A 13,582-nucleotide genomic window follows, 5' to 3' on the forward strand; every position below is an offset into this window, starting at 1 on the left:
GAGTGGGCCTCCGGCAGCCCGTTCCCGGCCGCCGGCGGAAAACTGCCGCCCGTACAAGACGCCTCTTCGGCCAGGATCCTTGATCCGGTTCGTATCCGGAAGCATCGTCCGGTTACGCTCATGACATGCATGCCTGGCCCGCTTCTGAGGTCCCCGCCCTGCCTGGCAAGGGCCGCGACCTTCGGATCCACGACACCGCGACCGGCGGACGGATCACCCTTGACCCCGGTCCCGTCGCCCGCATCTATGTCTGCGGCATCACGCCGTACGACGCGACCCACATGGGTCATGCGGCGACCTACAACGCGTTCGACCTCGTTCAGCGCGTGTGGCTCGACACCAAGCGGCAGGTTCACTACGTCCAGAATGTGACCGACGTGGACGATCCGCTGCTGGAGCGGGCCGTGCGCGACGGTCAGGACTGGACCGAGCTCGCGGAGCGCGAGACGGCACTCTTCAGGGAGGACATGACCGCCCTGCGCATGCTTCCGCCCCAGCACTACATCGGGGCGGTCGAGGCGATACCGGGCATCGTCCCGCTGGTCGAACGCCTCAGGGACGCGGGTGCCGCCTACGAGCTCGACGGCGACGTGTACTTCTCCGTCGACTGCGACCCGCACTTCGGTGAGGTCTCGGGGCTCGACGCCGATGCGATGCGCCTCCTCTCCGCGGAACGCGGCGGTGACCCGGACCGGCCGGGCAAGAAGAACCCGCTCGACCCGATACTCTGGATGGCCGCTCGCGAGGGCGAGCCGAGCTGGGACGGCGGCAGTCTCGGCCGTGGCCGGCCCGGCTGGCACATCGAGTGCGTCGCCATCGCGCTGGACCACCTCGGCATGGGCTTCGACATCCAGGGGGGCGGTTCCGACCTCGCCTTCCCGCACCACGAGATGGGTGCCTCCCACGCGCAGGCACTGACCGGCGAGCATCCGTTCGCCCGCGCCTACGTGCACGCCGGCATGGTCGCCCTGAACGGCCAGAAGATGTCCAAATCCAAGGGCAACCTCGTCTTCGTCTCGGCCCTGCGCCGCGACGACGTGGACCCCGCGGCGATCAGGCTGGCGCTGCTCTCGCACCACTACCGGTCCGACTGGGAGTGGACCGACCAGGTGCTCGCCGACGCCGTCGCGCGTCTCGCGACCTGGCGTGCCGCCGTCTCCCGGCCCGACGGGCTCTCCGCGGACGCACTCGTCGAGGAGGTCCGGGAGGCCCTGGCCGACGACCTGGACGCTCCGGCGGCGCTCGCCGCCGTGGACCGCTGGGCAGCCCGGCAGAACTCCGACGGCGGTACCGACGAGGGCGCACCCGGTCTCGTCTCGCGCACCGTCGACGCCCTGCTCGGTGTCGCACTCTGACCCGACCACCCCTGCCGACACGAACCGGCCCCGGACTTCGACGAGAAGTCCGGGGCGGGGCCTCGTGTACGGAGGCGGGTGGTGCGCCGTGCGGAGTCAGTCCCCGGCAGGACCTGCCGGCCCCTCGTCGGTCCCGGCGGACGGGTCCTCCGGCGAGTCCTGGGACCCGGGACCCGAGCCGGACCCGCCCTCGGGGGCGTCCTTCGGGGTGTCCTTGGGCCGCCCGCTCTCCGGACGCTGCGGCTTCGGCGGTCTCGTGCGACCGCTCGACGTGTCCCGCAGATAGGACACGTCGCCGCTCTCCGTTGCATGGCCGCCCGGCCCCTGGCCGGGACCTCCGACATCCCGGCGTCTGAGATACCGCTCGAATTCCCGGGCGATGGCCTCGCCGGACGCCTCGGGCAGCTCCGCGGTGTCCCGAGCCTCCTCCAGTGTCTGCACGTACTCGGCCACCTCGCTGTCCTCGGCGGCCAGTTGATCGACGCCGAGCTGCCACGCGCGTGCGTCCTCGGCCAGTTCGCCCAGCGGGATCCGCAGCCCGAGCAGGTCCTCCAGACGGTTCAGCAGGGCGAGCGTCGCCTTCGGGTTCGGGGGCTGCGACACGTAGTGCGGCACCGCCGCCCACAGGCTCACCGCAGGCACACCGGCGTGCGTACAGGCCTCCTGGAGGATGCCGACGATGCCGGTCGGGCCCTCGTACCGGGTTTCCTCCAGATCCATCGTCCTGGCCAGATCCGGGTCCGACGTGACCCCGCTGACCGGCACCGGCCTGGTGTGCGGGGTGTCGCCGAGCAGTGCCCCCAGGATGACGACCATCTCGACGCCCAGCTCATGGGCGAAACCCAGGATCTCGTTGCAGAACGAGCGCCAGCGCATCGAGGGTTCGATGCCTCGGACCAGCACCAGGTCGCGGGGTTTCTCCCCGCCGATACGGACCACGGAGAGCCGCGTGGTGGGCCAGGTGATCTTGCGCACCCCACCGTCCAGCCACACCGTGGGCCGGTTGACCTGGAAGTCGTAGTAGTCCTCGGCGTCGAGCGCCGCGAACACCTCGCCCTTCCATTCCCGGTCCAGATGTCCGACCGCTGTGGAGGCGGCGTCACCGGCGTCGTTCCAGCCTTCGAACGCGGCCACCATGACCGGGTCGATCAGCTCGGGTACCCCCTCGAGCTCGATCACCCAGGCCTCCTTCCGAAGTTTCCTTGCGTACGGACCAACCTTACGGCTTCCGCCCCCTCCCCCTGCAGTCCGTTTGCGTGGGCGAGTGAACCGTGCATGTTCCCTGATTCATCCGAGCTGTAGGCCAGGAAAACAGGTCGAGTTGTCGCTCTGTCCTGGGGCTGCGTGCTGCGCGCGACGTCATGCACCGGCCGCCCGGTCGGGCAGTTCCTCCGGCCGAGGCCGTGGAGTGGATGCGCGCGTCAGCGCCGCACGGCCCGTACCGGCTCGACCACCGGCGCCGCCACCGGCGAACACGCCGCGAGCCGCGTCGTGTTCGGGCCCGCCCGTCACAGCGCCGAGCGCAGCCACTGCTCGACACTCGCCACATGCACCGTCGCCCAGGAACGGGCCGCCTCGGCGTCCCGGTCCCGCAGCGCCGCGAGAATCGCCCGGTGCTCGTGCAGGGTGCGGCTGACCGCGTCCTCCTGGGTCAGCCCACGCCAGACCCTGGCGCGGGTGGTCGGCCCGGAGAGCCCGTCCAGCAACGAGCAGAGGACGGAGTTCCCGGACGCCTGGACGATCCCGCGGTGGAACTCCAGATCGCCGGCGACCAGCTCCTCCACCGAGGGATCGGCACCCAGTGCGTCCAGCTGGGCGTCCAGCGCGTCCAGTTGGGAATCCTCGATCAGCGGGGCCGCCATCGCCGTGGCCGCAGGCTCCAGGATCCTGCGGACCGCGAGGAACTCGAGCACGGTGTCGTCCCGGTGGAAGTCCACCACGAAACTCAGGGCCTCCAGCAGCAGCTGAGGATCCAGGCTGGTCACATAGGTGCCGTCACCCTGGCGCACGTCGAGGATCCGGATGAGGGACAGCGCCCGCACCGCCTCGCGCAGCGAGTTGCGTGACAGGCCCAGCTCGGCCGCGAGTTCGCTCTCCTTGGGGAGCCGGTCGCCGGGTCGCAGGGCGCCCGTGACGATCATTCCCTTGATCTTCTCGATCGCTTCGTCGGTGACGGCCATGGTGGGCCTCCTCGCGCACACAAGACATCCGATGTATGCCCCCATTATGTGGCCCTCTGCCCGTGGCACGGCCACCCGCGGGCTCCAAAGGCTCCGGGGGGTGCTCCACAAAGAGCCGGTGGAGGGACTCGCCGCATGAGGCGGAGCCCGACCGCGGTGTTTCGCCCCGTGAGGCGGAGCCCGACCGCGGTGTTCGGCCCGTGGACACCCACTCGACTGCCGGCGCCGTGGATGGCTAGTCTGACGGGCATGAAGGACCGACGGAACCTCACACAGCGACGTCACATCGACCTCGCACGTGTTGCCAGCTCCTTCTGTTGTCGCGAAGTCTGAGGGACCCCTCCTTCGCGCGCTGTCCCATGCCCTCCTGACCAGGACGGGCCGGCCCGTCTCCGGGACCCCCTCCGCCGGTGACCCGGCATTTCCCGCCGACGCCGACGCCGACGCCGACGCCCCGCTCCGCCCCGGCCGACCCGGCGCCTCGTGCCGCTCCGCGCCGTCCGGCGCGGGTCCGTGCGCCGTCCGCGGTCCTGCCTGCACCGCCCCACGAGAAGAGAGCCCATGGCCACCGTCCTGTCCGTCTCGGGAAGCCCCTCCGCCACCTCCCGCACCGCCCGGCTGCTGCGCCACCTCGACGACCGCCTCGCAGGCCAGGGCCACACGGTCATACCGTTCGACGTCCGCACGCTGCCCGCGGACGCCCTGCTCCGCGCAGACTTCGGCCATCCGGCCGTGGTGGGCGCCCTCGATCTGTTCGCGCGTGCCGACGGCGTCGTCATCGGCACGCCCATCTACAAGGCCGCGTACTCGGGACTGCTCAAGTCCCTGCTCGACCTGCTGCCGCAGTCCGCCCTCGCCGGGAAGACCGTCCTGCCCCTGGCCACCGGAGGCAGCACCGCCCACGTCCTGGCCATCGACTACGCGCTGCGCCCGGTGCTCAGTTCGATGGGCGCGTCCCACATCACCCAGGGCTGGTTCGTCCTGGACCGGCACATCACGGTGTCCACCGACGGGGCACTCACCGTCGAGGCGGCGGATGCCGAGGCGCTGGACCGGATCGTCGACGGGTTCTCGGCCGCGCTGGAGCGCACGGCACCGGTGGCAGTCCATGGCTGAGATCATCCGCGACGACGCCGAGGCACTGAAGAAGGCTGCCGAACTCGCCGCGGAATTCCGCGAAGGAGCCCCGCGGCGCGACGCCGAACGCCTGCTGCCGCGCACCGAACTGGAGAAGCTCTCGGCATCCGGCCTGCTGGCCGTGACCGTCCCCGCGGACCACGGCGGCGCGGACGTCAGCGCCCTCACCCTCGCCCACGTATTCCGGCTGCTCGCCTCGGCCGACGCGAGCCTCGCCCAGATCCCGCAGAGCCATTTCGCGTACGTCAACGTGATCCGCAGGCAGGGCACCCGCGAGCAGCAGGCCTTCTTCCACGCGGAGCTGCTGGCGGGCAAGCGGTTCGGCAACGCCCAGTCCGAGGCGGGGACGAGGCACGTCCAGGACATCCGCACCCGGCTGGAACCCGCCCCCGACGGCTCGTACCTGCTGACGGGTGTGAAGAACTACGCGACCGGCGCACTCTTCGCCGACTGGATCCCCGTGCTCGCCCGCGGCGTCGAGGACAAGCTGCACGTCGCCCTCGTCCCCGCCGGGGCACCCGGTCTGACCGTCCTCGACGACTGGGACGGCATGGGCCAGCGCACCACCGCGAGCGGCACCGTACGCCTGGAGGGCGTGCGCGTGCCCGCAGACCGGGTGTTCGCGCACCATCTGACCTTCGAGGGTCCGCAACTGCACGGCGCGGTGGCCCAGTTGCTGCACGCGGCGATCGACGCGGGGATCGCGGCCGGAGCCCTGGCCGAGGCGGCGGATTTCGTGACGACGAAGAGCCGCCCCTGGTTCGAGAGCGGGTACGACACCGCGGCCGAGGACCCGCTGCTCATCCAGCGGTTCGGCGAACTCGACCTCCGGGTGCGGGCCGCCGACGCGCTCCTGGACACCGCCGCCCGTGCCGTCGACACCGCGCAGACCACCCTCACCGACGGGACCGCCGCCGAGGCGTCACTCGCCGTCGCCGCAGCCAAGGCGTACGCCGCGAGCGCCGCCGTCGAGGTCGCGGGAGCCCTGTTCGAGGTGGCCGGCACCCGCTCGGCCCTCGACTCGCTCAACCTGCACCGGCACTGGCGCGACGCCCGCACCCACACCCTCCACGACCCGGCCCGCTGGAAGATCCAGCACCTCGGCCGCCACGCCCTCAGCGGCACCCGACCGCCCCGCCACGGCCTGCTGTGACACCCCCGAACGGAGATCACCGGTGACTCTCACCTTCCACTGGTTCCTGCCCACCAACGGCGACAGCCGCCACGTCGTCGGAGGCGGGCACGGCACCCCCGTCACGGCGGCGGGCGGCGACCGTCCGCCCACCGTCCGCTACCTGGCCCAGATCGCCCGTGCCGCCGAGGACCTCGGCTTCGAAGGGGTGCTGACCCCCACCGGTGCCTGGTGCGAGGACGCCTGGCTGACCACGGCCATGGTCAGCCAGCACACCGAACGCCTGAAGTTCCTGGTCGCCTTCAGGCCCGGTTTCCTCTCGCCCACCCTCGCCGCGCAGATGGCCTCCACCTACCAGCGCCAGACCGGGGGACGGCTGCTGCTCAACGTGGTGACGGGCGGGGAGAGCCATGAGCAGCGCGCGTACGGGGACTTCCTCGACAAGGACGCGCGCTACGCCCGGACCGGAGAGTTCCTGGAGATCGTCCGGGACCTGTGGGCGGGCAGGACCGTGGACATGAAGGGCGAGCACCTCACCGTCGAGGACGCCCGGCTCACCCGGGTGCCCGACCCGGTGCCCGAGGTGTACTTCGGCGGCTCCTCGCCCGCCGCCGGTGTGGTCGCAGCCCGCCACGCGGACGTCTACCTCACCTGGGGCGAACCGCCCGCCCAGGTAGCGGAGAAGATCGCCTGGATACGCGGGCTGGCCGAGCGCGAGGGCCGCACCCTGCGCTTCGGCATCCGGCTCCACGTCATCGCCCGTGACACCTCCGAGCGGGCCTGGGCCGAGGCGGACCGCCTCCTGGCGGGCTTCGACCCCGCCACCGTGCGCTCCGTCCAGGAGGGCCTGGCCCGCAGCGAGTCCGACGGGCAGAAGCGGATGCTCGCCCTGCACGGCGGCGGCCGCGACGGCCTGGAGATCCACCCCAACCTGTGGGCGGGCATCGGCCTGGTCCGGGGCGGTGCGGGCACCGCGCTCGTCGGCAGCCACGAGGAGGTCGTCGAGCGCATCGAGGAGTACCACCGGCTCGGCATCGACGAGTTCATCCTCTCCGGGTACCCGCACCTCGAGGAGGCGTACTGGTTCGGCGAAGGCGTCCTTCCCCGGCTCGCCGCCCGGGGCCTGTGGGCCCACCCGGACGGTCCGGCCGACCCCGGCCCCGCCCAGGTCCCCTTCGCCAAGGCTCCGGCAAGGGCCTGAGGGCCCGGCGCCCCGGGCCCCGTGCGGGCCCGGGGTCACTCCCAGAGCGTGGAGGGCGCCTCGCGTCGCAGTACCGGGGCGACCTCCTCGGCGAACCGCTGCAGGGTCTCCAGCTGTTCGCCGTGCGGCAGACCGAAACCGTCCACGGTGATCGACTGCAGGTCGTGCCGGTACACCGAGTGGCAGCCGAGGACCTTGTCGATGATCTGCTGCGGGGACCCGATGAGCTGCGGCCCGTTCGCGATGGCGTCCTCGATCGTGCGGAACGGGGTGTTGTAGCCTGCCCTGCCCTCCAGATGCGGTCTGAACGACTGGGCGACCCTGGCCTCGTAGAGCTCCTTGTATCGTTCGACGGCACGCTGCGAGCTGTCCGCGATGAGCAGCCCGCCCGACCCCGCCGCCACCCGCGCATCGGCCGGGTCGTGTCCGTGCGCCTCGAACCGTTCCCGGTAGTGGGCGATGAGCCGGGCGTACGCCTCACGGGGCTGGATCGCGTTGGCCGTGAAGAGCGGATCGCCGTGCTTCGCGGCGAGTTCGGGGGAGTTGAGGCTGGTCGCCGAGCCGTGCCAGATGCGCGGCAGCCCGGCGTACGGACGCGGCACGGTCGTCACGTTCTTCAGGGACGGACGGAACTCGCCCTCCCAGTCGACCCCTTCCTCGGTCCACAGCCGCCGCAGCAGCTCGTACTTCTCCTTCTGCAGATCCCACTGCCGCTCCTCGTCGAGCCCGAACAGATCGAAGTGCCCGGCCTCCGCACCCTTGCCCACGACGAGCTCGATCCGGCCGCGCGATATCTGGTCGAGCGTCGCGAAGTCCTCCGCCACCCGCACCGGATCGAGGATCGCGACGACCGTGACCCCGGTCAGCAGCCTGATGGTGCTCGTACGTGCGGCCAGCGCGCCCAGTACCACGCCGGGACTGGAGGAGAGGAACGGCCCGGCGTGCCGCTCCCCGACCGAACAGGCGTCGAAACCGAGGCGCTCCGCAGCCGTCGCGGTCTCGATCACCTCGTGGAACCGGTCGGCCGCCGAGGGGAGTTCGCCCGTCAGCGGGTGCGGGGCGTGCCCGATGAGGGAGAGCACGGAGAACTTCACGAGGACCTTTCCTTCCGATGCGTGGAGAGACGGGGCGTCAGACCCCGGCCGGACCGAGGTGGCCGCGCAGGGTCAGGGCGGTGTACTCGGTGCGGAAGAGCCCCCGCCGCTGCAGGACGGGCACCAGGTCGGCGGTGACCGGGAGTACGGCGGGCCGCAGCCGGAACCCGTCCTCCTCGGCGCCGCGCACCAGGGAGGCGTACGCCTCGGGCGTGAACGGCCGTGCGGGTGCGGCGGGATGGGACCCGGCACCGTTCAGTGCCACCGACAGACGGAAACCCTCGTGTGCGGTCATCCCTCCACTGTCCCCGCGTCACGTTGCACCCGTATGGCAGCTGTGTGGCGCGTCCCACGGAGGCACACCGCAGGGGCGGCTCCCCCGGAGCCGCCCCTGCGGTGTGCTGTGCCGACCGTCAGCGCCTGTCGGCCAGTACCTCCTCGACCTGGGCCCGGATCCCGTCCGTCGCCAGACCCCGGATCGTGAGCGTCGTCCGGCGGCGCAGCACGTCGTCCGCCGTCTCGGCCCACTCGCGGTCACGTGCGTACGCGACCTGCGCCCAGATCTCCGGCGCGTCCGGGTGGATACGGGCCGCCAGCGCCGGGTTCTCGTTCGCCAGCCGCGCGATGTCGAAGGCGAGCGATCCGTAGTGGGTGGCGAGGTGCCGGGCCGTGTCGGCCGGCATCCGCGGACCGGGCGTGCCACCGTCGACCATCAGCCGGTGCGCGACCGCGTTGGGGTTCGCGATGCCGGGGAGCGGCAGCTTCCGCGGCAGCCGCGACATCGGCTCCATGTCCTCGGTGAGGGGGTGCCCGGGCAGTGCGGCCAGCTTGTTCATCACCGTACGGCCGATGTGGCGGAACGTCGTCCACTTGCCGCCCGCGACCGACAGCATGCCGCCGCGGCCCTCCGTCACGACGGTCTCCCGCTTCGCCTTGGACGTGCCGCCGGGACCGCCCGGCAGGACGCGCAGGCCCGCGAACGCGTACGTGATCAGGTCGCGTGACAGCTGCTGGTCGCGGACGGAGAACGCCGCCTCGTCCAGGATCTGCGCGGTGTCCTTCTCGGTGACCGCGACATCGGCCGGGTCGCCCTCGTACTCCTCGTCGGTCGTGCCGAGCAGCAGCATGTCCTCCCACGGCAGCGCGAACGTGATCCTGTACTTGTCGATCGGGGTGGCCAGCGCGGCCTTCCAGGGGCGGGTGCGCTTGAGGACCAGGTGCGCGCCCTTGGACAGGCGTATGGAAGGAGCCGCGTCGGGGTTCTCCATCTTCCGCAGGTGGTCGACCCACGGGCCGGTGGCGTTCAGGACGAGACGGGCGTCCACACCGAACTCCGTGCCGTCCTGACGGTCCTCCAGCTCCGCCCCGGTGACCCGGCCCCGGGTGAAGCGCAGCCCGGTCACCGCGGCGTGGTTGAGGACGACGGCGCCGGCGTCGACGGCCGCGCGGACCGTCATCAGCGCCATCCTGGCGTCGTTCATCTGGTCGTCGCCGTAGACCGCGACGGCCTTCAGATTGTCCGTGCGCAGCTCGGGCACATCGCGCTGTGCCCTCGCCGGGCTGATCACATGGCCGACGCCGTCACCGAACCCGGACAGCGCCGAGTAGGCGAAGACGCCCGCCCCGAGCTTGGCCGCGCCGTGCGGCCCGCCCTTGTAGACGGGGAGGTAGAAGGTGAGCGGATTGGCCAGGTGCGGGGCTACCTGACGGGACACCGCGCGCCGCTCGAAGTGGTTCTCCGCGACCAGCTTCACCGCGCCGGTCTGCAGGTAGCGCAGACCGCCGTGGAGGAGCTTGGAGGAGGCGGAGGAGGTGGCGCCGGCGAAGTCGCCGGCGTCCACCAGAGCCACCCGCAGCCCGGACTGCGCGGCGTGCCAGGCGGTGGAGATGCCCAGGATGCCGCCGCCGATCACCAGGAGGTCGTACGTCGCCTTGGAAAGCTGCTCCCGGGTCTCGGCGCGGCTCGGAAGGGAGCCGGAGGCCGGATGCGTCCCGAGGGCGGGGACGCTCTGCAGGGTGGTCATGTCGTTTTACTCCTCGGCAGTGTCTTCGTCGAGCCAGCCCATGGAACGCTCCACGGCCTTGAGCCAGCTCTTGTACTCGCGGTCGCGGGTGCCCGCGTCCATCCGGGGTGTCCACTCGGCGGCCCGGCGCCAGTTGGCGCGCAGCGCGTCGGTGTCCGGCCAGAAGCCGACGGCGAGGCCGGCGGCGTAGGCGGCGCCGAGGCAGGTGGTCTCGGCGACCATGGGACGCACCACGGGCGCGTCCAGGAAGTCGGAGAGCGTCTGCATCAGCAGGTTGTTGGAGGTCATGCCGCCGTCGACCTTGAGAGCGGTCAGCTCGACGCCGGAGTCCTTGGTCATGGCGTCACTGATCTCGCGGGTCTGCCAGGCGGTGGCCTCGAGCACGGCACGGGCGATGTGCGCCTTGGTCACGTACCGGGTGAGGCCGGCGATGACACCGCGGGCGTCGGGACGCCAGTAGGGGGCGAACAGACCGGAGAACGCCGGCACGAAGTACGCGCCCCCGTTGTCCTCGACCGAGGACGCGAGCGTCTCGATCTCGGCCGCGGACTTGATCAGACCCATCTGGTCGCGCATCCACTGCACCAGCGAACCGGTGACGGCGATGGACCCCTCCAGGGCGTACACCGGCTTCTGGTCGCCGATCTGGTAACCGACGGTCGTCAGCAGTCCGTTGTACGAGTTCACCGGGGTGTGGCCGGTGTTCATCAGCATGAAGGTGCCGGTGCCGTACGTGGACTTGGCCTCGCCCTGGGAGAAACAGGTCTGGCCGAACAGCGCGGCCTGCTGGTCGCCGAGCGCGGAGGCCACCGGGATGCCGTCGAGGACGCCGCCCTTGGCGGTTCCGTACACCTCGGCGGAGGACCGGATCTCCGGCAGCACGGCCGGCGGGATGTTCATCGACTGGACGATCTTGTCGTCCCACCGCATCGTGTGCAGGTTCATCAGGAGGGTGCGGGAGGCGTTGGTGACGTCGGTGACGTGGACGCCGCCGTCGGTGCCGCCGGTCAGGTTCCAGATGACCCAGGAGTCCATGGTGCCGAAGAGGATGTCGCCCCGCTCGGCGCGCTCGCGCAGCCCTTCGACGTTGTCGAGCAGCCAGCGGACCTTCGGACCGGCGAAGTACGACGCGAGCGGCAGCCCCGTCTCGCGGCGGAAGCGGTCCTGGCCGACGTTGCGGCCGAGTTCCTTGCAGAGCGCGTCGGTGCGGGTGTCCTGCCAGACGAGGGCGTTGTGGACGGGCTCACCGGTGTTCTTGTCCCAGAGCAGGGTGGTCTCGCGCTGGTTGGTGATGCCGATCGCCTTGACGTCGGCGGAGGTGATTCCCGCCTTGACGACCGCCCCGGCGACGACTTCCTGGACGTTCTCCCAGATCTCTGTCGCGTTGTGCTCGACCCAGCCCGGCTTGGGGAAGATCTGCTCGTGCTCCTTCTGGTCGACGGAGACGATCCGGCCGTCCTTGTCGAAGACGATGCAGCGACTGGACGTGGTGCCCTGGTCGATGGCCGCGATGAACGGCCCGGTGGTGTGTGCGTCGGTCACGGTGTGCTCCCGGAGGTCTGTGGTGTCGAGGGGTTTTACGGCTCAGGCGAAGGCGAGGTTGTAGAGCCCGCCCGCCAGGGCGGCGCCTACGAGGGGTCCTACTACCGGTACCCAGGCGTAGCCCCAGTCGGAACCGCCCTTGTTCGGCAGTGGCAGCAGCGCGTGCACGATACGCGGACCGAGGTCGCGAACCGGGTTGATCGCGTAGCCGGTCGGACCACCGAGCGAGAGACCGATTCCGACGACCACCAGAGCGGTGATCAGGACGCCGAGCGTCCCGAGGCCCTTGCCCTCGTTGTTGAGGCCCTGGGTGAGGATCGCCAGGATCAGGACGGCGGTGGCGATGATCTCCGTGACCAGGTTCTGTACGACGTTGCGGATCTCAGGACCCGTGGAGAAGATCCCGAGTACGGGGCCCGCCTTCGGAGCGGCCGACTGGTCGACCATGCCCTCCTCGGCGGGAGGGCCCTTCACGATCTCCGGGTCGTTGAGGTGTGCGTGGAACTGCCCGTAGTACACGGCCCAGACCAGCACCGCGCCGATCATCGCGCCGAGCAGCTGGGAAGCGAAGTACAGCGGTACTTCGCTCCACGGGGTGCCGCCCTGAATCGCGACGCCGATCGTGACGGCCGGATTGAGGTGGGCACCGGACACGCCGGCCGAGAGATAGGCGCCGGTCAGTACGGCGAAGCCCCACCCGAAGGTGATGGCCAGCCAGCCGGCGTTCCGCGCCTTCGAGTGCTTGAGCGTGACGGCGGCACAGACACCGCCGCCGAGCAGGATGAGTATGGCGGTACCGATGGTCTCGCCGATGAAGATGTCGGAGCTGGACACCCGCGACTCCTTTGTCCTTCGTCCATGGGAAGGCGAAACACCGGGTCCCTCCGGTGGATCGCGCCCCAGGTGGGTACCCCTCATTGAGGGCACGTCACCTGTAAGGGCTTGACCGGCCCTCGGCACTGTCACACCCTAACGCGTATTGCCGTTAGGTGTTCGGCAATGCCGACCGGTGAACGGCAATGTTTCTCCCCAATGAACGACGCGTCAAGAGTTCTGTGGCTCGGGACCCGGTGCGGGACTCGATCGTTACCGACGGCGCGGTGCGGGCTCAGAAGCGCCCGGCACCCAGATCCCGGGAGACGGCGCGGGCGCAGTCCCGTACCGCGGCGATGAGCTCGGGGCGCAGGTCACCGCCGGGGCTGACCCGCTCCACGGCGCCCGTCACGGCCACGGCGCCCACGGGCATCCGCCGCCGGTCGTGAATGGGTGCGGCCACCGCGGCCACCCCCTCCCAGGTCTCCTCCACGTCGGAGGCCCAGCCCTGCGCCCGGATCAGGTCGAGCAGTGACTCGAACTCCTGCTCGGCGGTGACCGTGCGCGGCGTGAAGGGCCGGCGCTCCACCTCGACGACCTCGCTGTGCGCCACGGGGTCGTAGGCGGAGAGCACCTTGCCGAGAGCGGTGGAGTGCAGCGGCTGCATGGCCCCGACCTCCAGTACCTGGCGGCTGTCGTCGGGCCGGAAGACGTGGTGGACGATCAGCACGCCGTGCTGGTGCAGCACGCCCAGGTGGACGCTCTCGCCGCTGGAACGTGCCAGGTCGTCGGTCCAGACGAGGGCGCGGGCCCGCAGCTCGTGCACGTCGAGATAGCTGTTGCCCAGGCGCAGCAGTTCGGCGCCGAGCTGATAGCGGCCGGAGGCGGCGTCCTGCTCGACGAAGCCCTCGTGCTGCAGGGTGCGCAGGATGCCGTGCGCGGTGCCCTTGGCCAGCCCCAGCGAGGAGGAGATGTCGGACAGCCCGAGCCGACGCTCGCCGCCCGCCAGCAGACGCAGCATCGCTGCTGCCCGCTCGAGCGACTGGATGTTCTTGGCCATCGCGCCGTACTCCTCCACCTCGGTTCGACAATGCTGAACACTAT

Annotated in this window: 13 protein-coding genes; 5 read left to right on the forward strand and 8 right to left on the reverse strand. The window is 70.9% G+C overall.

Translation table 11 applies throughout. The features are described 5' to 3' along the window. The first annotated feature begins 125 nt into the window (after positions 1–125). Entirely contained in the window at positions 126–1,355 is a 1,230-nt protein-coding gene (mshC, locus tag OG844_RS38495) for a cysteine--1-D-myo-inosityl 2-amino-2-deoxy-alpha-D-glucopyranoside ligase (RefSeq protein WP_406388877.1), read from the forward strand. 96 nt (positions 1,356–1,451) lie between these two features. Here the strand turns inward: mshC and OG844_RS38500 are convergent, their stop codons facing one another. Beyond that, positions 1,452–2,534 (reverse strand): PAC2 family protein, encoded by a 1,083-nt coding sequence (locus tag OG844_RS38500; protein ID WP_406388875.1) that lies wholly within the window; start codon positions 2,532–2,534, stop codon positions 1,452–1,454. A 329-nt stretch (positions 2,535–2,863) separates the two neighbouring features. Further along, positions 2,864–3,535 (reverse strand): FadR/GntR family transcriptional regulator, encoded by a 672-nt coding sequence (locus tag OG844_RS38505; protein ID WP_406388873.1) that lies wholly within the window; start codon positions 3,533–3,535, stop codon positions 2,864–2,866. Between the two features lie 249 nt (positions 3,536–3,784). Here OG844_RS38505 and OG844_RS38510 point away from each other — a divergent pair, with 249 nt between their 5' ends. The 4 genes from OG844_RS38510 (at position 3,785) to OG844_RS38525 (ending at position 7,005) form a co-directional block, all read left to right on the forward strand. After that, complete coding sequence (locus OG844_RS38510) at positions 3,785–3,868, forward strand: putative leader peptide (RefSeq protein ID WP_383805710.1); 84 nt, start codon at positions 3,785–3,787, stop codon at positions 3,866–3,868. A 228-nt stretch (positions 3,869–4,096) separates the two neighbouring features. Continuing rightward, positions 4,097–4,651 carry an NADPH-dependent FMN reductase gene (gene ssuE, locus OG844_RS38515; protein WP_406388870.1) on the forward strand — a complete coding sequence of 185 codons (555 nt, stop codon included), beginning with the start codon at positions 4,097–4,099 and terminating at the stop codon, positions 4,649–4,651. Then, positions 4,644–5,825: an SfnB family sulfur acquisition oxidoreductase gene (locus tag OG844_RS38520; protein WP_406388868.1), complete on the forward strand. Its 1,182-nt coding sequence runs from the start codon at positions 4,644–4,646 to the stop codon at positions 5,823–5,825. The genes ssuE and OG844_RS38520 overlap by 8 nt, the downstream gene beginning before the upstream one ends. Positions 5,826–5,847: 22 nt before the next feature. Beyond that, positions 5,848–7,005, forward strand: a complete 1,158-nt coding sequence (locus OG844_RS38525; protein WP_406388867.1) for an LLM class flavin-dependent oxidoreductase — start codon at positions 5,848–5,850, stop codon at positions 7,003–7,005. Between the two features lie 35 nt (positions 7,006–7,040). On the opposite strand, the gene OG844_RS38530 is transcribed toward OG844_RS38525, so the two are convergent. From OG844_RS38530 to OG844_RS38555, 6 genes are all read right to left on the reverse strand, one after another. Next, positions 7,041–8,099: an LLM class flavin-dependent oxidoreductase gene (locus OG844_RS38530; RefSeq protein WP_406388865.1), complete on the reverse strand. Its 1,059-nt coding sequence runs from the start codon at positions 8,097–8,099 to the stop codon at positions 7,041–7,043. A gap of 37 nt (positions 8,100–8,136) precedes the next feature. Next, positions 8,137–8,394: a hypothetical protein gene (locus tag OG844_RS38535; RefSeq protein WP_406388863.1), complete on the reverse strand. Its 258-nt coding sequence runs from the start codon at positions 8,392–8,394 to the stop codon at positions 8,137–8,139. A gap of 118 nt (positions 8,395–8,512) precedes the next feature. Continuing rightward, entirely contained in the window at positions 8,513–10,123 is a 1,611-nt protein-coding gene (locus OG844_RS38540) for an FAD-dependent oxidoreductase (protein WP_406388862.1), read from the reverse strand. A gap of 6 nt (positions 10,124–10,129) precedes the next feature. Beyond that, the gene (gene glpK / locus OG844_RS38545; RefSeq protein WP_406388860.1) at positions 10,130–11,665 is read right to left on the reverse strand and encodes a glycerol kinase GlpK; all 1,536 of its coding nucleotides are present in this window, start codon (positions 11,663–11,665) and stop codon (positions 10,130–10,132) included. Between the two features lie 42 nt (positions 11,666–11,707). After that, positions 11,708–12,499, reverse strand: a complete 792-nt coding sequence (locus OG844_RS38550; RefSeq protein WP_406388858.1) for an MIP/aquaporin family protein — start codon at positions 12,497–12,499, stop codon at positions 11,708–11,710. Positions 12,500–12,773: 274 nt separating this feature from the next. Beyond that, positions 12,774–13,538, reverse strand: coding sequence for an IclR family transcriptional regulator (locus OG844_RS38555; RefSeq protein ID WP_406388856.1), 765 nt, complete (start codon positions 13,536–13,538; stop codon positions 12,774–12,776). Positions 13,539–13,582 lie beyond the last annotated feature (44 nt).

It is taken from the genome of Streptomyces sp. NBC_00887 (assembly GCF_045207585.1).